This is a genomic window from Halomonas sp. HG01, from assembly GCF_000968715.2.
GTDB lineage: Bacteria > Pseudomonadota > Gammaproteobacteria > Pseudomonadales > Halomonadaceae > Halomonas > Halomonas halophila.
Window position 1 is genome coordinate 2,192,025 of record NZ_CP022134.1, and the last position, 25,743, is coordinate 2,217,767.

Sequence of the window (25,743 nt, forward strand, 5' to 3'; positions counted from 1 at the left end):
GGAAGTGCGTTGCCCCGTCGGGAAGGGGGCTAGCCCTAACCTTCGCTCGCCAACTTTCTGACATCACCTTAAAACACGGGCAGAAAGAAATACCCCCTGAGCGCTGGATCGGCCTCAGGGGGCGGTGGGCTCAGTCCAGCGGCGCACGCATGAAGTAGCGGTGGCCGCACTGGTGGCAGGGCTCGAGGCGGGCCACCTCGTTCAGCTCGACCACGGCGTCGCAGTGGGTGCAGGCCATGCGCCCCGGCACGGCCATTTCACCGGCGGTATAGTCGGCCCGCGAGGCCTCGAGGTCGTCTTCCAGGCGTTCGCGTTCGACCCGGCTGCGATCGGCGATCGACAGCAGCGACTCCACCACCCGGCGCGACAGCACCGAGAGATCGACGCCCAACCAGTGGGCGACGCTGTGCCCGCCGGCGCTCAGGTAGTGGCGCATTTCCTTGAGGTCGCGATCGACCCAGGCGCGCAGCAGCGAGAGCTCATCCCGGGTGAACTCTTCCACCTCGGCCTCGAACTCGATCGCCTCGTCGAGCTCCTTCTGCAACGACTCGCGGTTCAGCTCGCCGGCGCCCTCCTGCAGCCGCTCCAGCACGCGTTCGTAGGCATCCTTGAGGCGATGGTCCTCATGGGGGTCTTGCGGTTGATCGCTCATCGCAGTTCTCCTGTCCGTGTCCTGTCCGCATCGGGGTCGCGGCGCCGCCACCATAGCCGGCGCCCGCCGTGCTGGGGTATCCTTGCGCCCCAGAGGTTCTTCCATTTAGACGATATGCCGTCGGCGAATCAATGGCTTCCCCCAATCAATGGGGCCAACCCTGACGCCGGACAAGGCCCGCTGACATGCGCCGCGCCACGCGCGCCGCGCTCGACTAGCAAGGTACCCGAAGACAGCGATGGACGCACAATACCAGCCCCGAGAAATCGAACGCGACGCCCAGCAGTACTGGGAGAAGAACGCCTGCTTCAAGGCAGTGGAAGACGCCGGCCGCGAGAAGTACTACTGCCTGTCGATGTTCCCCTACCCCAGCGGCAAGCTGCACATGGGGCATGTGCGTAACTACACCATCGGCGACGTCGTCTCCCGCTTCCAGCGCATGCAGGGCAAGAACGTCCTGCAGCCGATGGGCTGGGACGCCTTCGGCATGCCGGCCGAGAACGCGGCGATCAAGAACCAGGTGCCGCCCGGCGAGTGGACCTACCAGAACATCGACTACATGCGCGGCCAGCTCAAGGCGCTTGGCTTCGCCTACGACTGGGACCGCGAGTTCGCCACCTGCGATGCCGACTACTATCGCTGGGAACAGTGGTTCTTCACCAAGCTCGTCGAGAAGGGCCTGGTCTACAAGAAGATGTCCACGGTCAACTGGGACCCGGTCGACCAGACCGTGCTGGCCAACGAGCAGGTGATCGACGGCTGCGGCTGGCGCTCCGGCGCGCCGGTCGAGCGCAAGGACATCCCGCTGTGGTTCCTCAAGATCACCGACTACGCCGATGAGCTGTTGGCGGATCTCGACAAGGTCGACTGGCCCGAGCAGGTCAAGACCATGCAGCGCAACTGGATCGGCAAGTCCAGGGGCGTCGAGCTGGCCTTCGACGTCGCCGACCATGACGACAACGCCCTCGAGCCACTGCGCGTCTACACCACTCGCCCCGACACGCTGATGGGCGTGACCTATCTCGCCGTGGCCGCCGGGCATCCACTGGCCAAGGCCGCCGCCGAGGGCAATGCCGAGCTGGCCGACTTCCTCGAGGAGTGCGCCCACGGCGGCACCTCCGAGGCCGAGCTCGCCACCAAGGAAAAGAAGGGCATGGCCACCGGCTACCAGGCCGTGCACCCGCTCACCGGGCGTCGCGTGCCGGTCTACGTGGCCAACTTCGTGCTCATGGAGTTCGGCACCGGCGCGGTGATGGCCGTCCCCGCCCATGACCAGCGCGACTGGGAGTTCGCGACCAAGTACGCGCTGCCCATCGAGCCGGTCATCGCCGACGACAACGGCCAGACACCGGACCTCAGCCAGGGCGCCTTTGATGAGCACGGCGTGCTGATCAACTCCGGCGAGTTCGACGGCCTCGACTTCCAGGCGGCCTTCGACGCCATCGCCGCCCGCCTGGCCGAGCAAGGCCACGGCGAGGTCAAGACCAACTTCCGCCTGCGCGACTGGGGCGTGGCCCGCCAGCGCTACTGGGGCGCGCCGATCCCGGTCAAGTACGGCCCCGAGGGCCAGACCGTGCCGCTCACCGACGACGAGCTGCCGGTCGCCCTGCCGCTGGAAGTCACCGTCGACGCCTCCGGCTCGCCGCTCAAGAAGATGCCCGAGTTCAGCGATCTGGGCGACGGCTGGGTGCGCGAGACCGATACCTTCGACACCTTCATGGAATCCTCCTGGTACTACGCGCGCTTCGCCTGCGCCGACAACCCGGAGGCCATGCTCGACGAACGCGCCAACTACTGGCTGCCGGTCGACCTCTACATCGGCGGCATCGAGCACGCCATCCTGCACCTGCTCTACGCGCGCTTCTTCCACAAGCTGATGCGCGACTTCGGCCTGGTCGAGTCCGACGAGCCGTTCCAGCGCCTGCTGACCCAAGGCATGGTGATCGCCGAGACCTTCTACCGTCCCGAGGCCAACGGCGGCAAGGAGTGGTTCAACCCGGCCGATGTCACCGTCCAGCGCGACGACAAGGGACGGCCGCTGAGCGCCGTGCTCGAGGCAGACGGCCAGCCGGTGGAGATGGGTGGCATCGAGAAGATGTCGAAGTCCAAGAACAACGGCGTCGACCCCCAGGCGATGATCGACCGCTTCGGTGCCGACACCGTGCGCCTGTTCATGATGTTCGCCGCGCCGCCCGAGCAGTCCCTCGAGTGGTCCGACTCCGGCGTCGAGGGCGCCCATCGCTTCCTCAAGCGCCTGTGGCGAATGGTGGCCGAGCACGTCGAGGCCGGCACGCCGGGCCAGCTCGACGTCGACGCCCTGAACGACGCCCAGCGCGAGCTGCGTCGCAAGACCCACGAGACCATCCAGAAGGCCAGCGACGACATCGGCCGGCGCACCACCTTCAACACCGCCATCGCCGCGGTGATGGAGCTGACCAATGCGATCGGCAAGTTCGAGGATGAAAGCCCGCTCGGCCTGGCCGTGTCCCGCGAGGCCGTCGAGGCCTGCGTGCTGCTGCTGGCGCCGATCACCCCCCACGCCTGCCATGCGCTGTGGGCCGATCTGGGCCATGACGAGCCGGCCATCGACGCCCGCTGGCCGGCCGTCGACGCGTCCGCCCTGGCCCGGGACACCATCGAGCTGGTGGTGCAGGTCAACGGCAAGCTGCGCGCTCGTCTCGAGGTGCCGGCCGAGGCCGACAAGGCCGCCATCGAGGCCCAGGCCATGGCCGCCGAGAACGTCCAGCGCCACCTCGAGGGCAAGACGGTGCGCAAGGTGATCGTGGTCCCGGGCAAGCTGGTCAACATCGTCGTCGGCTGAGCCGACCGCCGGCCAAGGAGAGAGCCAAATGCAACGGCGTGACTTCCTGCGCTTCACCCTGGCCGGCGCCGCCGGCCTCACCCTCGGCGGCTGCGGCTTCCGGCTGCGCGGCTTCGACGAGCCGGCCCTGGACCTGGAGGCGCTGGCCGTGGCCGGCGCCTCCGGCGAGTTCTCGCGCCAGGTCACCCGGCGGCTCGAGTCCGCCGGCGTGGCGGTCCGCGACGACGCGCCGATGGTGCTCAACCTCGGCGCCGAGCGCATCGAGGAACAGCGCCTGGGCGTGCTCAGCAGCGGCAGCCAGGAGCGCGAGCTGACCCTGAGCGTGCCCTTCTCGGTCCAGCGCCGTCGCGACGGCGCCTACCGGCTCGACCAGCAGGTCGTGGAGGTCAGCGAGCGCTATTCGATCAGCGACAGCAACCTGCTGGTCGGCGACGAGCTGCGTGAAGCGGCCTCCGAGCGGCTGCGTCGGGAAGGCGTCCGGCGGCTGATGGATCGCCTGCGCGCCCTGTCACCGAACTGAGGTCGTCGTGAAGGTCTTTCCCGACAAGCTCGAGCCGGCGCTGGCCAAATCGCTGCCGCCGGTGGTGATCGTCGCCGGCGACGAGCCCCTCCAGCACCGCGAGGCCTGTGACGCCGTGCGGGCCTCGGCGCGCCAGGCGGGTATCGAAGAACGCGAGGTGCTCCACGTCGAGGCCAACTTCGCCTGGGGGCGGCTGACCGAGGCGTCCGCCAGCCTGTCGCTGTTCGCCTCGCGCAAGCTCATCGAACTGCGCCTGGGCAACGGCAAGCCAGGCCAGGAAGGCGCCAAGGCGCTGCGCGAGTACGCCGAGGGCATGGCCGACAGCGACAACGTGCTGCTGGTGGCGGCCGGCAAGCTCGACTACCGCGAGCAGAAGAGCGCCTGGTTCAAGGCGCTCGACAAGGCCGGCCTGTTCGTCCCGGTGTGGCCGGTGGACGTCTCGCGTCTGCACTTCTGGCTGCGCGATCGCGCTTCGCACCACGGCCTGAACCTCGATCTCGATGCCGCCCGCCTGCTCGGCGAGCGCACCGAGGGCAACCTGCTGGCCGCCGACCAGGAGCTGCAGAAGCTCGCCCTGCTCTCGCCGCCCGGCGCCCGCATCGCTCCCCAGCAGGTCGCCGGTGGCGTGGAGGACAGCGCGCGCTTCGACGTCTTCACGCTGATGGACGCCTGCCTCAAGGGCGAGCGGGCACGGGTCTCGCGGATCATGACCGGCCTGCGCGGCGAGGGCGTCGAGCCACCGATCGTGCTGTGGGCGCTGACCCGAGAGCTGCGGCTGCTGCTGTCGTTGCATCAGCATCTCGATCAGGGCCAGAGCCTGGAGCACGCCTGCAAGGCACAGAAGCCGCCGATCTTCGACAAGCGCCGCCCTGCCTACCAGCAGGCCTTGAAACGCCTGCCCATGAAGCGCCTGCACAAGCTGCTGCTGTTCGCCCAGCGCCTGGATCTGGCGATCAAGGGCGCCAGCCCCATCCCGCTGTGGGAGGGCCTGCACGACCTGGCCCTGACGCTCGCCGGCGGTCGCGGCCTGCTGGCCGAGTCGCCTCACTCCTACCGCGTCGGTTGAATCGACAGGGCACGGTCTCCACGCCCACAGGCACCAGACTTCGGGGTATGATAATCGGCATCCCCTTGTTGAGGCATTGCACGATGTTCCCACGACGCCTGATGCTCTCCGCCCTGCTCGCCGCCGCCCTCTGCCCCGCCGTCGCGTCGGCGGCAGAACCGATCCTGGACATCCGCACCGGTACCGAGACGCGCCAGCTGACCCTCGAGGAGATCGAGCGAAGCGACGCCGGCCAGGTGACGATGCGCCACTTCGAAGGCCCCGAAGGCACCTTCAGCGGCGTCTGGCTGGATGACTTCCTCGAGGACCAGCAGCTCGACGAGGCCTCACGGCTGCGCTTCATCGCCCTGGACGACTACACCAGCTTCCTCACGCCTGCCGATCGCGAGGCCCGGCGTTTCCTGCTGGCCACGCGTCTGGACGGCGATCCCCTCACGCCGAAGGAGCTGGGGCCGCTGATGCTGATCGTACCGGCGGATGCCGAGGCGACACTGACCGGTGAAGCGCCGATGAGCCAGTGGATCTGGGCCATCGGCGAAATCCAGGCGCGGTGACCCCGGCTCCCGGCCTGCGCTCCGGCCTGCTGGCGGGCTTCTGCCTGCTGGCGGCGCTCGGCGCCATCGTGGCCGGCGCCTTCAGCCTCCAGGCCGGTCGCCACCTTGGGGCCGACTACTCGGCCCTGGCCGGCGACCTGGTGCGCGCCCAGGAAGACACCGCCGAGCTTCGGCTCGAGCTGAACGCCTTGCGCAACCACCCCCACCATCGCTGGCATCTGACGCGGATCGCCAGCCTGGTGGCGCGCGTCCCCGAGCGGATCGGCACCATCCGCCAGGGCCTCTCGCGCAGCGAGATCGGCGAGGCGCGCTATGCGCCCATGCTCGCCGAACTCTCGCAGGCGGAAACCCTGTACCAACGGCTGGCATCGGTGATCGCTGCGCCGGACGGTGGCACCCACATGGATGTCCCGCAGCTTCATCGCCTGGGGCACGAGCTGGAGAGCACGCTCGCCTGGACCTACAGCAGCCTGCTGGAGGATGTTCACCGTGCCGCCGCCGATCAGCAGCGACTGATGAAATGGCTGAGTCTGGCGGTGGTCCTGCTGGTCATCCTGGTGCTGCTGGTGGCCGCCGCCTTGATGCTGGCGCTGGCACGCATCCATCGCCAGTGGCGGTCGCTGCGCGAACTGAGCGTCACCGATGAGCTCACCCGGCTCGCCAATCGCCGCCGCCTGTGGGAGGTCGCGGAACGCTATCTCGAGCTCAACCGGCGCGACGGCGGCGAGCTGAGCCTGCTGCTGATCGATCTCGACCACTTCAAGCGGATCAACGACCGCTACGGCCACCCGGCCGGCGATGCGGTGCTGCAGGCCGTGGCGGCCGAGTTCGCCCGCCTGGGGCGGGAATCGGATCTGGTGGCACGACTGGGCGGCGAGGAGTTCGCCGTGCTGATGCCGAACACCGGCCTGGAGGGCGCCCGACAACTGGGCGAACGGCTGCGCGAGGCCACGGCCGGCCTGCCCCTGCCCGGCCAGGCCGGCGAGCAACGGCTGACCATCAGCCTGGGCCTGGCCACGACCCGAGGCGGCGGGGACACGCTGGCTCAGCTCTACTCGCGCGCCGACAGGGGCCTCTACCGTGCCAAGCAGAACGGACGCAACCGGTTGGAAATCAACGCCCAAGCGTGAAACCGGCCGCCCTTATCCCCTATACTGTCCCCGCATCGCCGCCGGCATGGCGCAAGGACGCCCATGTGGAGCGACACCGAGCCGGACCATCCCGATACACAAGGAATGCCAGCATGAAACGACTCACCCGACTCTTAAGCCCGCTCCTGATCCTCGCCCTGGTGCTCGGCAGCCTGCCGGCCGTGGCCGCCGTGCCTGCCGCCGACCAGGGGCTGGTCGGCACCACCTCTGTGCTCGACGCCCAGGCCAGCCAGCAGGATCGCGACAAGATCCGCCGGGTCCTGGCACGCGAGGACGTGCAGCAGCAGCTGCTGCTCCAGGGCGTCTCCCCGGCCGAGGTGGAAAACCGCGTGGCCGCCCTGTCCGATGCCGAGGCCCGCGAGATGGCAGACCGCCTCGACCAGATGCCCGCCGGCGCCGGCGTGGTCGGTGCCCTGTTCGCGGTCTTCATCATCCTGCTGGTGACCGACATCCTCGGCCTCACCGACGTCTACCCGTTCACCCGCTAAGCCGGGAGTTCCCCATGACCGGCCTATCCTCTACAGCCGGACGCAAGAACGCCCGCCCCGCGGGCGTTCTTGCGTTGGTGCTGACGCTTCTGCTGCTGACGGGTTGCGCCACCGCCCCGTCGTTTTCCCCCGCCACCCGCCAGGCACTGCCGTCGATGACAATCAACGAGGCGGTGCCCTTCCACGGCCAGCGCGACTACCAGTGCGGCCCGGCCTCGCTGGCCATGGCCCTCGAGGCCACCGGCCTCGACGTGAGCGTGAACGAGCTGATCCCCCAGGTCTTCCTGCCCGGCCGCGACGGCAGCGTACAGCCGGAGATGCTGGCCACGGTGCGCCGCCACGGGCTGATTCCCTTCCGCCTCGACGGAGGCTTCGCGGGCCTGCTCGATGAGCTCGCCGCCGGCCATCCGGTGGTGGTGATGCAGAACCTGTCACTACCGGCCTGGCCCCAGTGGCACTATGCCGTCGCCATCGGCTACGACCTGCCGGCCGAGGAGCTGGTGCTGCATACCGGCATGACACCGGAGCGCGCCATCGACTTCGGCCGTTTCGATGCCACCTGGGCACGCAGCGACCGCTGGGCCTTCGTCGCCCTGCCGCCCGGCGAACTGCCGGCCGATGCCGGAGTCGAGAATGCCACACAGGCCATCGCCGATTTCGAGACCCTGAACGGGAGCGAGGACGCCCTGCCCGCCTGGCAGGCCCTGGCCGAGCGCCATCCCAAGGCCGCCACGGTGCGCTTCGCTCTGGGTAACGCGCGACACGCCACCGGCGACGCCGACGGCGCCATGAGGGCTTTTCAGGCCGCGGTCGACGCGGACCCGGAGCTCGCGCCGGCCTGGCTGAACCTGGGCATCGTCGCCACCGATCAGGGGCGCCTCGACACCGCCCGGACGGCCCTGTCTCGTGCCGCGACACTGCCCGGCCCCTGGCAGGCACGCGCCCGACAGGAACGACAGGCGCTGGAGACGGAGAGTGACGCATGAGCGCGGATATCGTCCTCAAACGGATCTACCAGGCACCCGAGCCCGACGACGGCGCCAGGGTATTGGTCGACAGGCTGTGGCCGCGTGGCAAGCGCCGCGAGTCGCTGGCGCTGGCCGACTGGTATCGCGATGCCTCGCCCTCGCCCACCCTGCGGCGCCAGTTCCACGAGGGGGAGATCAGCGATGCCGTGTTCGCGGTACGCTATCGCGGCGAACTGCGCGACCATCCTGACGTCCTCGTGCCACTCATGCGCCACGCCAGGGCCGGACGCCTGACGCTGCTCACGGCCGTCCGTGAGCTGGACGACTCCTATCTGACGATCCTGCGCGAGGCGCTGCTGAGGGCACTGGAGGAAGAGGATGCCCTGGATCGAGAGCCCAGCTCACCGCCGTGTTACGGGTACCAGGATCGCGAGCCACCCGCCGATGCCTGATCTCAACGACTTACGTCAATCACTGGCATGAACGACCGACGGCGCCCCGAGGGGCGCCGTCGTCTCATGCGGCCGACGACTTCCCGGCAGCCGTCAGAACAGCCGATTCAACCCGTTCTGTGCCGCGACCCGATAGGCCTCGGCCATGGTGGGGTAGTTGAAGGTGGTGCTGACGAAGTACTCGAGGGTGTTGGCCTCGCCCTCCTGCTGCATGATCGCCTGGCCGATATGGACGATTTCCGAGGCCTGGTCGCCGAAGCAGTGGATACCGTAGATCTCCAGCGTGTCCTGATCGAAGAGGATCTTGAGCATGCCCACCGTGTCGCCAGTGATCTGCGCCCGGGCGGTGTCCTTGAAGAACGCCTGCGCCACCTCGTAGGGCACCTTGGCCTCGGTAAGCTCGCGCTCGTTGCGACCGAAGGAGCTGATCTCCGGAATCGTGTAGATGCCGGTCGGTACCTCGGTGACGTAGCGATACTCGCGGTCAAGCAGCCCGTCGCAGGCATTCAGCCCCTGGTCATAGGCCGCGCTGGCGAGGCTCGGCCAGCCGATGACGTCGCCGGCGGCATAGATATGCGGAATCGCCGTGCGATAGTGATCGTCGACCTGCAGCTGGCCGCGGCCGTTGGCCTCGAGGCCGACGTTTTCCAGCCCCAGCTCGTCGGTGTTGCCGGTGCGGCCGTTGGCCCACAGGAAGGCGTCGGCGCGCAGCCGCTTGCCGGACTTGAGGTACACGGTCACGCCGGACTCGTCGCCTTCGACCCGCTCGTACTCCTCGTTGTGGCGGATCAGCACCCCGTGCTTGCGCAGGTGGTAGGACAGCGCATCGCTGATCTCGTCATCGAGGAACGACAGCAGGCTGTCGCGGCTGTTGATCAGATCGACCTTGAGCCCAAGGCCCGAGAAGATCGAGGCGTATTCGCAGCCGATCACGCCGGCGCCGAAGATGATCATGGTGCGCGGGGTGTGGTTGAGTCCGAGGATGGTGTCCGAGCAGTAGATGCGCGGGTGCTTGAAATCGATGTCGGCTGGCCGGTAGGGCCGCGAGCCGGTGGCGATGATGATCCGCTCGGCTACCAGCTCGTCGGCGCTCTCGCCCTCGCCGCGCACGATCAGGGTATGGGCGTCCTTGAAGCGCGCCACGCCGCTGAACAGATCGATGCGATTGCGCGCATAGAAGTTGGTCCGCATCGCCACCTGCTGGTCGATGGTGACGCGGGAACGCTCCATGACCTTCGGAAACGAGAACCAGCGCGGCTCGCCGATGTCCCTGAACATACGATTGGTGTTGAACGACAGGATCTGCTTGACCTGGTGGCGCAGCGCCTTGGAGGGAATCGTGCCCCAGTGGGTGCAGTTGCCGCCCACCACGGGCTGCTTCTCCACCACCGCCACGCGCTTGCCGTGCTTGGCCGCATTGATGGCCGCGCTCTCGCCGGCCGGCCCGGTGCCGATCACCACCACATCGTAGTTATGGACTGCCATGAAGCCTTCGCTCTCCTGTTTGCCTGAAAAAGACGGGGAACGGTCGTCATCGACTTCCCGAAACGCGAAAGGGCGAGGAGCCCTGCCACGTCGCTCCTCGCCCCTCGCCCGGATGGGTCCGATGCGACTAGCGGCGGGTCGCGTCGTAGCCGAGATCCGCCCCGCGGCTCTCGTCGCTGCGGCGGCGAGCACCGCCCTGGCGCTTGCGATTTTCCTCTTCGCAGACCTCGTCCTGGCCGCCACAGACCTCGCAGCCTTCCTTGAGGCCGAGCTTGTTGAGTCCGCCGCAGCTGCCGGCGATCGGCTTCCGGGCGACGATGACGCCGATGGCCATGGCGGCCATGATCACCAGCATGAAGACCAGTACCACGAGAAAGGTGCCCATAGAGTGCTCCATCGAGTTCGCAGAAAGGGTGTTGCCCCTGGGACCACGTCAGCGCCGCAGTGATCCCCGGGAAGGGCTGCCACTGAAGGGTGCCGTCGCCTGATATGCCGCCTGACGGGAGGCATATCGGGCGGCGGAACCAATCAGGGCTGGCCCGGAGGCCAGCCCTGACGGTCGCCGTGGGGCGATCAGCCGCCGAAGTCGTCGAGCATGATGTTCTCGGGTTCGACCCCGAGATCCAGCAGCATCTTGATCACGGAGGCGTTCATCATGGGCGGTCCGCACATGTAGAACTCGCAGTCCTCGGGAGCCGGATGGTCCTTGAGGTAGTTCTCGTAGAGGACGTTGTGGATGAAGCCCGTCGGGCCTTCCCAGTTGTCCTCGGGCTGCGGATCGGACAGCGCCAGATGCCAGTCGAAGTTGTCGTGCTCCTCGGCCAGCTGGTCGTACTCTTCGTTGTAGAAGGTCTCGCGCCAGGAGCGCGCGCCGTACCAGAAGCTGATCTTGCGCTTGGTATCGAGACGCTTGAGCTGGTCGAAGATGTGGCTGCGCATCGGCGCCATGCCGGCACCGCCGCCCACGAACACCATTTCGGCGTCGGTGTCCTTGGCGAAGAACTCGCCGAAGGGCCCCATCACCGTGACCTTGTCACCCGGCTTCAGGCTGAAGACGTAGGTGGACATCAGGCCCGGCGGATGGTTGGTGTTGGGCGGGGGCGTGGCGATACGGATATTGAACTTGAGGATGCCCTTCTCTTCCGGGTAGTTCGCCATGGAATAGGCCCGGATGATTTCCTCGTCGTTCTTGTGGGAGACGTTGAACAGCCCGAACTTCTCCCAGTCGCCGCGGTACTCTTCCTCGATGTCGAAGTCGGAGAACTTGACGTCATAGGGCGGCGCCACCAGCTGCACGTAGCCGCCGGCACGGAAGGCCACGTCCTCGCCTTCGGGCAGACGCAGGTTGAGCTCCTTGATGAAGGTGGCGACGTTGGGGTTCTCGATGACCTCGCATTCCCACTTCTTGACGCCGAAGACCTCCTCGGGCACCTCGATCTTCATGTCCTGCTTCACCGGCACCTGGCAGGACAGGCGCCAGCCTTCCTTCTTCTCGCGCAGAGTGAAGTGGGACTCCTCGGTGGGCAGGATGGAGCCACCGCCCTCTTCCACGCGGCACCGGCACTGGGCGCAGGAGCCGCCACCACCACAGGCGGAGGACAGGAAGATGCCGTTGGCGGCCAGGGTGTTCAGCAGCTTGCCGCCGGCCTGGGTGGTCAGGGTGTGATCGGGATCTTCGTTGATCTCGATGGTCACGTCCCCGGTGCTGACGAGCTTGCTGCGGGCGGCCAGGATCACCGCCGTCAGACCGATGATGATCACGGTGAACATGACCACACCGAGCAAGATGACTGTTGTATCAACCATGTCGGTTTCCTATTGCTAGCATTGACTGGTCACACCGGCGGCGCGCCACACGCGCCGCCGGAAGCCGCCTCAGAGCTGGATGCCGGAGAAGGACATGAAGCCCAGCGACATCAGGCCCACCGTGATGAAGGTGATGCCCAGGCCCTGCAGGGAGGCCGGCACGTCACTGTACTTGAGCTTCTCGCGGATACCGGCCAGCGCGGTGATGGCCAGTGCCCAGCCCACCCCGGCGCCGAGGCCGTAGACCACGGATTCACCGAGGTCATAGTTGCGCTCGGACATGAACAGGGTCGCACCGAGGATCGCGCAGTTCACGGTGATCAGCGGCAGGAACACGCCCAGGGCGTTGTAGAGCGCCGGCACGTACTTGTCGAGGAACATCTCGAGAATCTGCACGATGGCCGCGATCACGCCGATGTAGCTCAGGTAGCCGAGGAACGACAGGTCGATGTTCTCGGCCCCGGCCAGACCGGTCCAGGTCAGGGCACCCTCTTCGAGCAGGTAGGTCAGCAACAGGTTGTTGACCGGCACGGTGATGGTCAGCACCACGATGACCGCGATGCCCAGGCCGAAGGCCGAGGAGACCTTCTTGGACACCGCCAGGAAGGTACACATGCCCAGGAAGAACGCCAGGGCCATGTTCTCGACGAAGACCGAGGCGACGAACAGGCTCAGATAGTGTTGCATCTTACACGGCCTCCTTCGGCTGGGTGTTTTCCTTCATCTTGAACTCGTTTTCCTCGACCTGTTCCGGGTTGATGGCACGCAGCACCCAGATGATCAGGCCGATGATGAAGAACGCGGACGGCGGCAGCAGCATCAGGCCGTTGGGCACGTACCAGCCACCGTTCTGCACGGTCTCGAGCACGGTGAAGCCGAACACGCTGCCGGAACCGAACAGCTCGCGGAAGAAGCCGACGGTCATCAGGATGAAGCCGTAGCCGATGCCGTTGCCCACGCCGTCCAGGAAGGACAGGCCCGGGCCGTTAGTCATGGCGAAGCCTTCGGCGCGGCCCATCACGATGCAGTTGGTGATGATCAGGCCGACGAAGACCGACAGCTGCTTGGACATCTCATAGGCATAGGCCTTGAGGATCTGGTCCACCACGATCACCAGCGAGGCGATGATCGTCATCTGCACGATGATGCGGATCGACGACGGAATGTGGTTGCGGATCAGCGAGACGAAGAAGTTCGACAGCGAGGTGACGAAGATCACCGCCAGGGACATGACCAGCGACACGCTCATGCTGCTGGTCACCGCCAGCGCGGAGCAGATCCCCAGGATCTGCAGCGCGATGGGGTTGTTCTTGAAGATCGGCGTTACCAGGACGCCCTTGGGAGTCGGTGCAGACATCATCAGGCTCCTTCAGTGTCGGTGGAGGCATCCTGCACGGTCTCACGCTCGATGCCGCTGCGGAACCGGGCGAGGTACTCGCCGAAGCCCTCGGGGCTCAGCCAGAACTGCAGGAGGTTGGTGACGCCCTTGCTGGTCAGCGAGGCGCCGGAGAGCGCGTCGACCTCGGTCTCGCCGCTGGCGCCGCCTTTCACGAGAGCGATGTCAGGCTGGACGCTGTCGGCCTCGGCGAAGATCTCCTTGCCGTCCCACTGAGCCTTCCAGCGCGGGTTGTCGACCTCGCCGCCGAGACCCGGGGTCTCGGAGTGAGAGTAGAAGGTGATGCCTTCGATGGTGTTGCCATCGCCCTGCACCGCCAGGTAACCGCGCATCAGGCCCCACAGGCCCTGGCCCCGCACCGGCAGGATGATCTGCTCGGGATCGTCCGGGTCGCCGACCAGGTAGACGGTAGTGTAGTTCTCCTGGCGCGACAGGCCGGCGATGTCCTTCTCCCCGGAAAGGGTACGGGACTGGGCCGGATCGCGGGCCGCCTGGAAGCTGTCGTAGGTAGCCGCATCGAACTGGTCGGTGTACTCGCCGCTGCGCAGGTCGACGACCCGCGGCGTGACCTGTTCGAAGGCCTCCTCGACGTCGGTGCCGGGCTCATAGAGCCCCGCCACGTCGAGGATGTTCGACTTGCGGTCGAGCTCCTGGTTGAGCTGCTGCTTGGCACGCAGGCCGACCGCGGCGGTGGAGACGATCACCGAACACACGATGCAAAGTGCGAACGCCACCGTCAGGATCTTCTTGATGGAGTTGTTGCTCTGTGCCATCAGGCGTTCTCCTCGGCCGGCACACCGGTGCGCTGCTGGCGGCGCTTGATGTTGGCCTGAACAAAGAAGTGGTCGATCAGCGGGGCGAACAGGTTGGCGAACAGGATCGCCAGCATGATGCCCTCCGGGAAGGCCGGGTTGACGACGCGGATCAGCACGGTCATGACACCGATCAGGGCACCGAAGATGAAGCGGCCCTGGTTGGTCATGGAGGCGGAGACCGGGTCAGTGGCCATGAACACCATGCCGAAGGCGAAGCCGCCGATCACCAGGTGCCAGTACCACGGCATGGCGAACATCGGATTGGTGTCGGAGCCGACCAGGTTGAACAGCAGGCTGGTCGCCACCATGCCCAGGAACACGCCCAGCATGATCCGCCAGGACGCGATCTTGGTCCACAGCAGCACCGCGGCGCCGATCAGGATGGCCAGCGTCGAGGTCTCGCCCACCGAGCCCGGGATGAAGCCGTAGAAGGCGTCCCACCAGCTGAACTGGTCGGTCAGCGCGCTCATGCCGCTCTGGAAGGCGGTGGAGAGCGCGGTGGCGCCGGTGTAGCCATCGGCGGCCACCCACACGGAGTCGCCGGAGATCTGTGCCGGATAGGCGAAGTACAGGAAGGCACGACCGGTCAGCGCCGGGTTGAGGAAGTTCTTGCCGGTGCCGCCGAAGATCTCCTTGCCGATCACCACGCCGAAGGTGATGCCGAGCGCCACCTGCCACAGCGGGATGGTGGCCGGCAGGATCAGGGCATACAGCACGGAGGTGACGAAGAAGCCCTCGTTGACCTCGTGGCCGCGCTTGACGGCGAACAGCACTTCCCAGAAGCCACCGACCGCGAATGTCACCAGGTAGATCGGCAGGAAGTAGGTGGCACCAAGCACGAAGTTGCCCCACAGGCTCGCCGGGTCGTGGCCGCCCGCCAGGGTCATGACGATGGCCTCGCGCCAGCCGCCGGCGGCGCCGAAGCCGTCGGCGATGGCCACGTTGGCCTGCCAGCCGGCGTTCCACATGCCGAAGAACATGGCCGGGAAGGTGCAGAGCCACACCGTGATCATGATGCGCTTCAGGTCGATGCCGTCACGCACGTGGGCCGTGGTCTTGGCGACGCTGGGCGGCGTGTAGAAGATGGTGTCCACCGCCTCGAAAAGCGGGTAGAACTTCTCGTATTTGCCGCCCTTGTGAAAGTGCGGCTCGAGATTCTCGAGTGTCTGTCGGATACCCATCATCAGGCCTCTTTCTCGATCATGGTGAGGTTATCGCGCAGGATGGGACCATACTCGTACTTGCCGGGGCACACGTAGGTGCACAGCGCCAGGTCCTCCTCATCCAGCTCCAGGCAACCGAGCTGCATGGCGGTCTCGATGTCGCCGACGATCAGCGAGCGCAGCAGCTGGGTGGGCAGGATGTCCAGCGGCATCACTTCCTCGTAGGCCCCTACCGGCACCATGGCCCGCTCGGACCCGTTGGTGGAGGTGGTCGGTGCGTAGTTCTTGAGGCCCTTGATGCGCGACAGGTAGATGCCCAGCACCGAATGGCGGTTCGAACCCGGCGACAGCCAGCCCATGAAGCTGCGCTTGTTGCCTTCCTCGAGCAGACTGAGCTGGGTGTTGAAGCGACCCACGTAGCGCAGGCTGCCCTCGGCGGTGAAACCGGAGAACACCGAACCGGAGATCACTCGCGTGTCATCGGGCTCGCGGACCTCGCCGGCCAGCAGCTCTTCGGTACTGGCCCCGACACGGGTGCGCAGCAGGCGCGGCTGCTCGGCACGCGGACCGCCCACGGCCACCACGCGGCTGACGTCGAGCTTGCCCTCGGTGAACAGCTTGCCGAAGGCGATGACGTCCTGGTAGCCGATGTGCCAGACCTTCTTCTGCAGGCCCACGGGCGAGAGATGATGGATGTGCGTGCCCACCAGGCCGGCCGGATGCGGGCCGCCGAAGCTCTCAGCCTGCACGCCCTGAACGTCGCCTCCCGGGAGCTCTGCGCCCTGCGCGCCGCACAGGAAGACCTTGCCTTCTGTCAGACGCGTCAGCACCTTGAGGCCGTCCTCGAAGGCCTGGGACTCGGCCTGGACGATCGTGGCGGGGTCGGCGGACAGCGGATGGGTATCGATGGCGGTGACGAAGATGTCGTTCGGCACACCATCGATGGCCGGCGTGCGGGAGAAGGGACGGGTGCGCAGCGCGGTCCAGAGACCGGATTCGACCAGCTGGTCGACCACTGCCTGACGCTCCAGGGAGGCCAGCTTGTCACGGCTGTAGGAGGCGAATTCCACTGCGTCTTCGGACTCGTCGACCTTGATCACCACGGACAGCAGCCTGCGCTTCTCACCGCGGTTGATGGCGACGACTTCACCGCCGGCCGGCGCCGTGAAGCGCACGCCATCGATCTTCTTGTCCGTGAACAGCAGGTCGCCCAGCTTGACCTTGTCCCCCTCTCGAACCTCCATGGTCGGCTTCATGCCGATGTAGTCGGTACCGAGAACCGCCACGTGGCGCACCGGACGCGCGTCTTCGACACGCTGCTCCGGGGCTCCCGTGATGGGGAGATCCAGGCCTTTCTTGACTTCGATCATAGTCTCGCCCAGTTGATGGATCTGATATACGAAGGAAAGGGGTGCGATTGGATCGGATTCTTGTGAGTTGTTCAGAATGTAACCAGTCGGGCCCGAGGCGAACTCGAACCACCCCGAAAAATCCCCCGCATTATAAAGAGAAGCCAGTGGAATGACTACCTGCCGGAAGGTCGCAGAAGTCCATCGGGGGCAAGTGGCGAAGTGTCGCAGAAGGGTGGAAAAAGCGTTGAGGGAGAGGCGGTTGGGGAGGCCCCGGCCGACGGCCGGGGCGGGGTGCGACGGGCCGGGAAGGCTCAGCCCTGAGCGTGGGGCAGCTTGAGGAAGGCCACGTTGGAAATGTGCTGCAGGATACGGATCACCTGGCAGCTGTAGCCGAACTCGTTGTCGTACCACACGTAGAGGACGGCATGGTTGCCGTTGGCGATGGTCGCCTGGGCGTCGACGATGCCGGCGTGACGATTGCCGACGAAGTCGGTGGACACCACCTCGGGGGAGTCGACGTAGTCGATCTGCTTCTGATACTGAGAGTCGATCGACATGCGGCGCAGGTAGTCGTTCAGGGCCTCGACGTCGGTCTCGCGCTCCAGGGTCAGGTTGAGGATCGCCATGGAGACGTTGGGCGTCGGCACGCGGATGGCGTTGCCGGTCAGCTTGCCGCCCAGCTCCGGCAGCGCCTTGGCTACTGCCTTGGCGGCCCCGGTTTCGGTCAGCACCATGTTGAGCGGCGCACTGCGGCCGCGGCGGTCGCCCTTGTGGTAGTTGTCGATCAGGTTCTGGTCGTTGGTGTAGGAGTGCACCGTCTCGACGTGGCCATGGACGATGCCGTACTCGTCGTTCAGCGCCTTGAGGGCCGGCACGATGGCATTGGTGGTACAGGACGCGGCCGAGATGATGCGGTCATCGTCGCTGATGTCCTGATGATTGATGCCGTAGACGATGTTCTTGAGGTCGCCCTTGCCCGGTGCGGTCAGCAGCGCCTTGGCCACGCCCTTGCAGGCCAGGTGCTGGCCCAGGCCGTCCTCGTCGCGCCAGATGCCGGTGTTGTCGACCACCACGGCGTTGTTGATGCCGTACTCGGTGTAGTCGATCTCGGACGGCGAATCGGCGTAGATCACCTTGATGACGTTGCCGTTGGCGGTCAGGGTGCGGGCTTCCGGATCGACGCTGATGGTGCCGTCGAAGGGCCCGTGGACGCTGTCGCGGCGCAGCAGGCTGGCTCGCTTCTCCAGGTCCTTGGCGATGTCGCCGCGGCCGCGCACCACGATGGCCCGCAGGCGCAGCAGATTGCCACCGCCGGCCTTCTCGACCAGCACCCGCGCCAGGATGCGGCCGATACGGCCGAAACCGTAGAGCACCACGTCCTTCGGCTCGCCGTTACCGGTATCCTTGCAATGACCATCGACGATCTCGGCCAGCTCGCGGCGCAGGAAGGCCACCGCATCGCCACCACCCTGCTTCTTGTAGGCCACACCCAGCTTGCCCACGTCGACGTGGGCCGGCCCCAGGTTCAACTCGGTCATGGCCTTGACCAGCGGGAAGGTGTCCTGAACGGACAGCTCGGTGCCCTCGATCTTGCGCACGAACCGGTGGTCCTTGAGGATGCGAATCACGCTGCGGTTGAACAGCGAACGCCCGTACAGGGTAGTCACGACGTTGTTGTGACGGTACAGGCTGCCGATCATCGGGATCATCTGCTCGGCGAGCGCCTGGTTGTCGTGCCATTCCTGGAAGACGGTATCGAGGGGTTGCTGACTCACGTGGGGCCTCTCCGTGGGGTTGAGATTCGTGAGGCATTATCCGAGGCCAAGCACCAGGGGGCAATCGCGGGATGGTCGCAGACGCTGTAGGGGATTTACAGGAATTCGGGTTTCACTACATGACGCGACCGGGCTGTTATGATGCCCTCCAGTCACCCATTGGACACGATGCAAGCGACGCCCATGCCGACCTTCTCGCCTCTCGACCCACCCCGCCCCACGGGCCTTCGCGACACCCTCTACTGGCAGACGCCACCCGGCAGCGCGACCGCCCTGGCCCTGGCGCACCTCGCCGAGGATGCGCCGCTGCTGGTGGTCACCGCCGACACCGCCGCCGCCCAGCGCCTGGAAGACGACCTGGCCTTCTATTCACGACTGCCGGTGCTGCCCTTCCCCGACTGGGAAACGCTGCCCTACGACAGCTTCTCGCCCCACCAGGACATCGTCTCGGCACGGCTGCGCACCCTGCGCCGCCTTCAGGACGGCGAGCACGGCATCGTGCTGGTGCCGATCAACACCCTGATGCAGCGCCTGCCGCCGGTGGACTATATCGCCGGCCGGGTGATGACCCTCGAGGTGGGCACCACGCTGGACCGCGAAGGCTTCCGCGACCGCCTGTCGCGGGCCGGCTATCGCGCCGTGGAAACCGTCTATGAGCCCGGCGAATACGCCCTGCGCGGCGCGCTGATCGACCTTTTCCCGATGGGCTACGAGACGCCGCTGCGCATCGACCTGTTCGACGACGAGATCGACACCCTGCGTCACTTCGATCCCGACACCCAGCGCAGCGCCGACAGGGTCGAGCGCGTCGAGCTGCTGCCGGCCCACGAGTACTCGCTGTCGCGCGGCGCCATCGCCTGCTTCCGCGAGGGCTTCGAGACGCTGTTCGACGTCGACCCGCGCCAGTGCCCGCTCTACGTCGATGCCCTCAAGGGCATCCCCTCCCCCGGCCTCGAGCAGTACCTGCCGCTGTTCTTCGACGAAACGGCGACGCTGTTCGATCATCTGGCCGAGGGCACTCGGGTGGCGCTGCTGCCCGGCGTGTTCGAGGCCGCCGAGCACCACTGGGCGGCCATCGAGAGCCGCTACGAGAACCTGGGCGTCGATCCGACGCGGCCGCTGCTGCCGCCCCACCGCGCCTTCGTGCCGGTGGCCGAGGCATTCGGCGCCATCAAGCGCCATCCGCGGGTCGAGCTCACCGACGACACCGAGCACCGCCATGCCCAGGTACCGGCGGCGCGGCCGGCCCCGAACCTGCCGGTCAATGCCCGGGCCAAGCGCCCGCTGGCCGAACTCGAGGACTTCCTCGCCCAGCACGACGCCACCCGGGTGCTGTTCGTGGCCGAGTCCCGCGGCCGCCGCGAGGCCCTCGAGGAAACGCTCGCGCCGCTGAACCTGCCCCTGCCCCACGTCGACGACTTCGCGGCCTTCCTCGACAGCGATCAGCGCACCGCCATCACCGAGGGCACCATCGACGCCGGCCTGTGGCTCACGTCGCCGGATATCGCCGTGATCGGCGAGACCGAGCTCTACGGCGAGGTGGTGCGGCAGAGCCGCCGCCGCGAGAAGGCCACCGACGACAACGAGCTGGCGATCCGCCACCTGGCCGAGCTCAAGCCCGGTGCCCCGGTGGTCCACCAGGCCCACGGCGTCGGCCGCTACAAGGGCCTCGAGACGCTGGAGGCCGGCGGCCAGGCGGCGGAGTTCGTCACCCTGGAATACGCCGACGGCGCCAGGCTCTACGTGCCGGTGGACAGCCTGCACCTGATCTCGCGCTACGCCGGCGTCGACGACGAGCTGGCGCCGCTGCACCGGCTCGGCTCCGAGCAGTGGGACAAGGCCAAGAAGAAGGCCGCCGAGCGCATCCGCGACACCGCCGCCGAACTGCTCGACGTCTACGCCCGCCGCGAGGCCCGGGAAGGCTTCGCCTGCGAGGCGCCGGACGCCGAGTACGCCCGCTTCGCTGCCAGCTTTCCCTTCGAGGAAACGCCCGACCAGCGCGCCGCCATCGAGGCGGTGGTCGGCGACATGACGGCCCCCCGCCCCATGGACCGCGTGGTCTGCGGCGACGTCGGCTTCGGCAAGACCGAGGTGGCGATGCGCGCCGCCTTCCTGGCGGTGCACTCCGGCCAGCAGGTCGTCGTGCTGGTGCCCACCACCCTGCTCGCCCGCCAGCACTACGAGAACTTCCGCGACCGCTTCGCCGACACCGCGGTCAACATCGAGCTGATCTCGCGCTTCACCGGCGGTCAGGGCCAGAGCGCGGCCGCCAAGCGTATCGAGGACGGCCAGGCCGACATCGTCATCGGCACCCACAAGCTGCTCTCCAAGTCGATGCGCTTCCCCAAGATGGGCCTGCTGATCATCGACGAGGAGCACCGCTTCGGCGTCGCCCAGAAGGAGCGACTCAAGGGCCTGCGCGCCGAGGTCGACATCCTCACGCTCACCGCCACGCCGATTCCCCGCACCCTCAACATGGCCATGAGCGGCATCCGCGACCTGTCGATCATCGCCACCCCACCGGCCCGCCGGCTGTCGGTGAAGACCTTCGTCCAGCAGCGCGACGAGGCGGTGATCAAGGAAGCGATCCTGCGCGAGATCCTGCGCGGCGGCCAGGTCTACTTCCTGCATAACGAAGTCAAGACCATCGAGACCGCCGCGGAGACGGTGCGCTCGCTGGTGCCCGAGGCGCGGGTCGGCGTGGCCCACGGCCAGCTGCCCGAACGCGCCCTGGAGCGGGTGATGTCGGACTTCTATCACAAGCGCTTCAACGTGCTGGTGTGCTCGACCATCATCGAGACCGGCATCGACGTGCCCAGTGCCAACACCATCGTCATCGAGCGCGCCGACAAGTTCGGCCTGGCCCAGCTGCACCAGCTGCGCGGCCGGGTCGGGCGCAGCCACCACCAGGCCTACGCCTATCTGCTGGCGCCGCCGCCCCGGACCATGACCAAGGATGCCGTGAAACGCCTGGAGGCCATCGGCCAGGCCGAGGACCTGGGGGCCGGCTTCACCCTGGCCAGCCACGACATGGAGATCCGCGGCGCCGGCGAACTACTCGGCGAGGAGCAGAGCGGCCAGATGGAGGCGCTCGGCTACAGCCTCTACATGCAGATGCTCGATCGCGCCGTCAAGGCGATCCGCGAGGGCAAGACGCCCAATATCGAGGCGCCCCTCGACGACGGCGTGGAAGTCAGCCTCAACCTGCCGGCGCTGATTCCGGACGACTACCTCCACGACGTCCAGCAGCGACTGGTGATGTACAAGCGCATCGCCGGCGCCGAGACCGAGGCCGAGCTCAAGGAGCTACAGGTGGAGATGATCGACCGCTTCGGGCTGCTGCCGGCACCGGTCAAGACCCTGCTGCGCCAGACCCGCCTGCGCCAGCGGGCCGAGCGGTTGGGCATCGCTCGCCTGGAGGCCGGCCCCGAGAAGGGCCGGGTGATCTTCGCCGGCCACACCGGCGTCGACCCGCTGACGCTGGTGGAGATGATCCAGCGCCAGCCCGATCGCTATCGCCTCGAGGGTGCCGACACGCTGCGCTTCGAGGCCGACATGGAAGCCGAAGAGGCACGCTTCTCGGCGGTCGAGGCGCTGCTCGACCACTTCAACCGCAAGGCCGAAGCCGCCTGAAGTCCGAGGTGGCGACTGGCGAACCGTCGCCACCTCGGGCACTCTAACGACATGGCCGCTCCGCGCGAGCGAAGCGCCCCCTGACGCCCCCGATTCGAGACATGACCAAGATGATCCCTTCACCCCTGCGCAGCACCGTGGCCCGCGCGACCCTGCTGGTCGGGCTGACCACCGCCCTCGCCGCCCCGCTGCAGGCCAGCGAGGACCTGCCCCGCGGCTACTATTATCTGCCCGAGGAAGGCGACCTGGTCGGCGAGGTCTTCACCGTCGAGGCCGACAAGGAAGACACCCTGATCGACATCGGCCACGAGTACGGCATCGGCTATCGCGCCATGGTCCGGGCCAACCCCGACGTCAGCGTCTGGTACCCCGGCGAAGGCACCGAGGTGACGATCCCCGGTCAGTTCATCCTGCCCGACGCCCCGCGTAACGACATCGTGATCAACGTCGCCGAGATGCGGCTCTACTACTATCCGCCGGCCGAGGACGGCGAACGGCGCATCGTCCAGACCTACCCGCTGGGCGTGGGCCGCCAGGACTGGGAGACGCCGCTGGGCAACACCACCATCACCCAGATGGTCCGCAATCCGGCCTGGTATCCGCCGGAATCGATCCGCCGGGAACACGCCGAGGCCGGCGACCCGCTGCCGAGCGTGGTGCCCGCCGGGCCCGACAACCCGCTGGGCACGCGCAAGATGCGCCTCGGGATTCCGGGCTATCTGATCCACGGCACCAACAAGCCGGAGGGCGTGGGCATGCGGGTCTCCCACGGCTGCGTGCGCATGCTGCCCGAGGATGTAGAGACCCTGTTCGACCAGGTCTCGGTAGGCACCCAGGTGCGCATCATCAACGAGAGCTTCAAGCTGGGCTGGTCCGACGGCACGCTCTACGTCCAGGCCTACCCCTACCTGGACGACAAGCAGGGCACCACCATCCAGCGCGTCACCGAGGCCCTGGATCAGGTCGACGCCAGCACCGAGGGGCTCGACTATGCGGTGGACTACTCGCGGCTGCGCGAGGTCGTGGAAGTGCCGGGCGGCATGCCCGTCGCCCTGGAAACGCCCCCCGAGCCGGCACCGGCCCCCGAGCCTGCACCTCGCTTCTATGAGCAGCTGCAGCTGATCGCCGCCAACGATGATGCCGGCGAGGAAGAAGCGTCACGGGGCTGACTCGCGAACATCCCGCCGCAACGACGACAGGGCCCGGCAATTGCCGGGCCCTGCGCGTTTCCGAGGCCGTGCCGATAACGATTCGGCCTCACCCTCTTCCTTTCCGTGACTCACATCTTCTATTCCTGCCCACGATTGGCTTCCGCGCTGCGGCTGGCCTCGTCGCCCGCCCCGGGGTCCTCGTCGCGGGCCGTCTCCGCCGCCTCGCCGGCCGCCAGGCGGTCCACCAGCGCCTCGATCGACTGCACCTCCCCGAACAGCGGGCCCTGCACCGAGACGAAGTTCATGCCGCGAATCGCCACCAGCTGATCCGAGGTCGCCACCCCGGTCACGGTGATATGGCGCCCGGCCAGCTTGGCCATGTCACGCAGGCTCTTGGTCAGCAGGATCGACGCCTGATCGCTGGGTACGCCGCGCATGAGCCGCGGCTCGAGCACCAGTCGCGACAGCGGCTGACGGAAGATCGCATCCAGCGCCTGGCGGGAATGCACCAGCCCCTTGAGCGCCACGCCGAAGCCGCGTTCCCGGCAGTAGCGAATCGCCGACTGCAGCGGCCAGGATTCCCCCAGCTCCGCACCATGCCACTGCAGCTCGACGCAGTCCGGCGTCAGCCCCAACGCCTCACAGCGCTCACTCAGGCCGTCGATGAAGCCGGCATCGGTCAGCTGGGCCAGTCCCAGCGGCAGTGTCCAGACGGGGCGCGCGGAACGCGGTCCCTGCGGCGCCTCGACGGGCAGCCCGGAATGCGCCAGGGCGTCCAGGGCCATCCCGCAGAGCGTGCGATCCAGCAGCGCGCGCCGCCCCGCGGCCTCGGCCAGCCGCATCAGCTCCTTCCCGGGCACCTCGCCCCATGTCGCATGCCGCCAGCGGGCACGAAATTCCCCGCCGCAGCAGCGTCGATCGGCCAGCAGGAAACGCGGCTCGACCGCCAGCATCAGCTGCTCGGACAGGGCCTCGCCGGACAGACTCGCCAGTGCCTCGGTCAGCGCCAGGCTGCGCTCCTCGGGCGCCGCCGCCTCGGCCACCAGCTCACGGGGGCGACGCTCGCCCCCACGCAGCACCTGGCGGGCGGCCCCCTGAGCCTCCTCGAGCAGACTGAACGGCGTGCTGTCCGCCGAGGAGCGAGCGATCCCGATCCGCGGCAGCAGCAGGCGGTCGGCGTTACCCACATGGAAGGGAGCAGAGAGACTTTCCTGGAGGCGCTCGGCAAACATCATCCCGGCCGGCGATTCCCCCCGCTCGCGTACCGGCAGGAAACTCATGACGGCGAAGACATCGCCCTCGAGGCGCACCACATAGCCTTCCCCGCGAGCGACGCGCCGCAGGCGCTTGACGATCCGCCTGACGGCCTCACGGGTGCCTTCCGGCCCCAGCGTGTCCTGCAGACCATCGAGCCGGTCGAAGCCGATCCAGCACAGCTGGAAGGGATGCTGGCTGTTCAGGTAACGCTGCATGCGCTTCTCGAGGCGCGGGCGCCCCGGCAGCCCGGTCAATTCATCGAAGCCGAAGCGCTCACGCTGGCGCCGTCGATGACGCTCAGCCCCGAGGGCGCCCCCCAGGGCCACCAGCGCACCGGCGCCCACCAGCAGCGCACCGAGCAGCAGGCGCTCTCCCAGGCTGCGGCGCCCGACTTCCGTGGCCGGCACGTTGAGGTAGCGTACGCCGTCACGCAGCTCGGGCGACAGCCGTCCGCGCGCGGCATAGTCCAGCCGCGGCGCCGCCGGCGCCGTCGCATTGCCCCCCTGATCGAGTCGGCGCAGCAGGCCATCGGCCACGCCCGCGATGTCCGGCTGCACGCCGCCGAAGCAGCCGTCGGCCAGCCACTCGGGCATCAGACACCAGGCGCCTCGACGGCTGCCCAGCACCTCGGCGGCCTGCTGTCGCTGCAACCTGCCGGGCAGACCCAGCAGCAGCTGTTCGGTGGCCTCCCCCGCGACCGGCGCGTCCCGCCCCAGCACCTTCACCGCGTCCAACCGAGCCGAGCCCTCGATCAGCCGATCGCCCAATGACAGCAGCGGGGCGTCTTGCGTCACCCAACCCACGAGCCGCCTGGCCTCGGTGCCGTGGCGCACCCAGCTCAGATGACGCCGCAGCACCGGCAGCAGATCGAGGTGTCCGGCGCCTTGCTGGCGTAGCCAATGGCGATTGGCCGGAGAGAAGGCGCCGTAGGCCGCCAGTCGCCGCGATGGACTCGCCCCGGAAGCGCCCAGTTCACGATAGGTGGCAATCGCCGCATCGTGGAGCAGGATCACCCGGGGCACATCGGCCAGGTCGCGCTCATCCAGCTTCCGGCGCAGCTCGTCCGTGGAGACCTCGCCGTCTTCCAGGTACAGCACCCGCAGCGCACCCGGGCCGTCCCTAGCCTCCAGGCGATCGTCGAGCTCACTCAGCAGTTGGCGATCCAGCCGCCCGCCCGGCTCGCCCGGCGCAATGGCCACGGTGGTGACCACGGCCCAACTCGGCACCGCGACGCCAAG

Annotated in this window: 21 protein-coding genes; 10 read left to right on the forward strand and 11 right to left on the reverse strand. The window is 67.5% G+C overall.

Annotated elements, in window-relative coordinates:
* Positions 1-130: 130 nt before the first annotated feature.
* Positions 131-652: a zinc ribbon-containing protein gene (locus UN84_RS10355; protein WP_035596095.1), complete on the reverse strand. Its 522-nt coding sequence runs from the start codon at positions 650-652 to the stop codon at positions 131-133.
* A gap of 238 nt (positions 653-890) precedes the next feature.
* On the opposite strand from UN84_RS10355, the gene leuS reads away from it, so the two are divergent.
* The 8 genes from leuS to UN84_RS10395 all read left to right on the forward strand — a co-directional run bounded on the left by leuS (position 891) and on the right by UN84_RS10395 (position 8,672).
* Entirely contained in the window at positions 891-3,473 is a 2,583-nt protein-coding gene (gene leuS, locus UN84_RS10360; protein ID WP_046080214.1) for a leucine--tRNA ligase, read from the forward strand.
* Between the two features lie 28 nt (positions 3,474-3,501).
* Positions 3,502-3,993 carry an LPS-assembly lipoprotein LptE gene (locus UN84_RS10365; RefSeq protein ID WP_035596101.1) on the forward strand — a complete coding sequence of 164 codons (492 nt, stop codon included), beginning with the start codon at positions 3,502-3,504 and terminating at the stop codon, positions 3,991-3,993.
* Positions 3,994-4,000: 7 nt separating this feature from the next.
* The gene (gene holA / locus UN84_RS10370) at positions 4,001-5,059 is read left to right on the forward strand and encodes a DNA polymerase III subunit delta (RefSeq protein WP_046080213.1); all 1,059 of its coding nucleotides are present in this window, start codon (positions 4,001-4,003) and stop codon (positions 5,057-5,059) included.
* An 83-nt stretch (positions 5,060-5,142) separates the two neighbouring features.
* Positions 5,143-5,613 (forward strand): molybdopterin-dependent oxidoreductase, encoded by a 471-nt coding sequence (locus UN84_RS10375; protein ID WP_146612983.1) that lies wholly within the window; start codon positions 5,143-5,145, stop codon positions 5,611-5,613.
* Positions 5,610-6,743, forward strand: coding sequence for a GGDEF domain-containing protein (locus tag UN84_RS10380; RefSeq protein ID WP_052719402.1), 1,134 nt, complete (start codon positions 5,610-5,612; stop codon positions 6,741-6,743). The genes UN84_RS10375 and UN84_RS10380 overlap by 4 nt, the downstream gene beginning before the upstream one ends.
* Before the next feature lie 113 nt (positions 6,744-6,856).
* On the forward strand, positions 6,857-7,252 hold the full coding sequence (locus UN84_RS10385) for a PA2779 family protein (protein WP_046080212.1): 396 nt from the start codon (positions 6,857-6,859) through the stop codon (positions 7,250-7,252).
* 14 nt (positions 7,253-7,266) lie between these two features.
* Positions 7,267-8,238 carry a PA2778 family cysteine peptidase gene (locus UN84_RS10390; protein ID WP_046080211.1) on the forward strand — a complete coding sequence of 324 codons (972 nt, stop codon included), beginning with the start codon at positions 7,267-7,269 and terminating at the stop codon, positions 8,236-8,238.
* The gene (locus tag UN84_RS10395; RefSeq protein WP_046080210.1) at positions 8,235-8,672 is read left to right on the forward strand and encodes a DUF488 domain-containing protein; all 438 of its coding nucleotides are present in this window, start codon (positions 8,235-8,237) and stop codon (positions 8,670-8,672) included. The genes UN84_RS10390 and UN84_RS10395 overlap by 4 nt, the downstream gene beginning before the upstream one ends.
* Before the next feature lie 93 nt (positions 8,673-8,765).
* On the opposite strand, the gene sthA is transcribed toward UN84_RS10395, so the two are convergent.
* The 9 genes from sthA to UN84_RS10440 all read right to left on the reverse strand — a co-directional run bounded on the left by sthA (position 8,766) and on the right by UN84_RS10440 (position 18,464).
* Positions 8,766-10,157, reverse strand: a complete 1,392-nt coding sequence (sthA, locus tag UN84_RS10400) for a Si-specific NAD(P)(+) transhydrogenase (RefSeq protein WP_046080209.1) — start codon at positions 10,155-10,157, stop codon at positions 8,766-8,768.
* A gap of 127 nt (positions 10,158-10,284) precedes the next feature.
* Positions 10,285-10,542, reverse strand: a complete 258-nt coding sequence (nqrM, locus tag UN84_RS10405; RefSeq protein WP_046080208.1) for a (Na+)-NQR maturation NqrM — start codon at positions 10,540-10,542, stop codon at positions 10,285-10,287.
* A 188-nt stretch (positions 10,543-10,730) separates the two neighbouring features.
* Positions 10,731-11,963, reverse strand: a complete 1,233-nt coding sequence (gene nqrF, locus UN84_RS10410) for an NADH:ubiquinone reductase (Na(+)-transporting) subunit F (protein WP_046080207.1) — start codon at positions 11,961-11,963, stop codon at positions 10,731-10,733.
* 69 nt (positions 11,964-12,032) lie between these two features.
* Positions 12,033-12,650: an NADH:ubiquinone reductase (Na(+)-transporting) subunit E gene (nqrE, locus tag UN84_RS10415; protein WP_046080206.1), complete on the reverse strand. Its 618-nt coding sequence runs from the start codon at positions 12,648-12,650 to the stop codon at positions 12,033-12,035.
* Position 12,651: 1 nt separating this feature from the next.
* Positions 12,652-13,320 carry an NADH:ubiquinone reductase (Na(+)-transporting) subunit D gene (locus UN84_RS10420; RefSeq protein WP_046080205.1) on the reverse strand — a complete coding sequence of 223 codons (669 nt, stop codon included), beginning with the start codon at positions 13,318-13,320 and terminating at the stop codon, positions 12,652-12,654.
* 2 nt (positions 13,321-13,322) lie between these two features.
* Positions 13,323-14,132 carry a Na(+)-translocating NADH-quinone reductase subunit C gene (locus UN84_RS10425; RefSeq protein ID WP_046080204.1) on the reverse strand — a complete coding sequence of 270 codons (810 nt, stop codon included), beginning with the start codon at positions 14,130-14,132 and terminating at the stop codon, positions 13,323-13,325.
* Positions 14,132-15,358: an NADH:ubiquinone reductase (Na(+)-transporting) subunit B gene (locus tag UN84_RS10430; protein ID WP_046080203.1), complete on the reverse strand. Its 1,227-nt coding sequence runs from the start codon at positions 15,356-15,358 to the stop codon at positions 14,132-14,134. The genes UN84_RS10425 and UN84_RS10430 overlap by 1 nt, the downstream gene beginning before the upstream one ends.
* On the reverse strand, positions 15,358-16,707 hold the full coding sequence (locus UN84_RS10435) for a Na(+)-translocating NADH-quinone reductase subunit A (protein ID WP_046080202.1): 1,350 nt from the start codon (positions 16,705-16,707) through the stop codon (positions 15,358-15,360). Before UN84_RS10435 ends, UN84_RS10430 begins: the two co-directional genes overlap by 1 nt.
* 293 nt (positions 16,708-17,000) lie before the next feature.
* Complete coding sequence (locus tag UN84_RS10440) at positions 17,001-18,464, reverse strand: glyceraldehyde-3-phosphate dehydrogenase (protein WP_035596136.1); 1,464 nt, start codon at positions 18,462-18,464, stop codon at positions 17,001-17,003.
* A gap of 183 nt (positions 18,465-18,647) precedes the next feature.
* On the opposite strand from UN84_RS10440, the gene mfd reads away from it, so the two are divergent.
* Together mfd and UN84_RS10450 are read left to right on the forward strand one after the other, a co-directional pair.
* Complete coding sequence (gene mfd, locus UN84_RS10445) at positions 18,648-22,097, forward strand: transcription-repair coupling factor (protein WP_082090959.1); 3,450 nt, start codon at positions 18,648-18,650, stop codon at positions 22,095-22,097.
* Positions 22,098-22,198: 101 nt separating this feature from the next.
* Positions 22,199-23,266, forward strand: coding sequence for a L,D-transpeptidase family protein (locus UN84_RS10450; RefSeq protein WP_046080200.1), 1,068 nt, complete (start codon positions 22,199-22,201; stop codon positions 23,264-23,266).
* Between the two features lie 119 nt (positions 23,267-23,385).
* Here the strand turns inward: UN84_RS10450 and UN84_RS10455 are convergent, their stop codons facing one another.
* Complete coding sequence (locus tag UN84_RS10455; protein ID WP_046080199.1) at positions 23,386-25,716, reverse strand: EAL domain-containing protein; 2,331 nt, start codon at positions 25,714-25,716, stop codon at positions 23,386-23,388.
* Positions 25,717-25,743 lie beyond the last annotated feature (27 nt).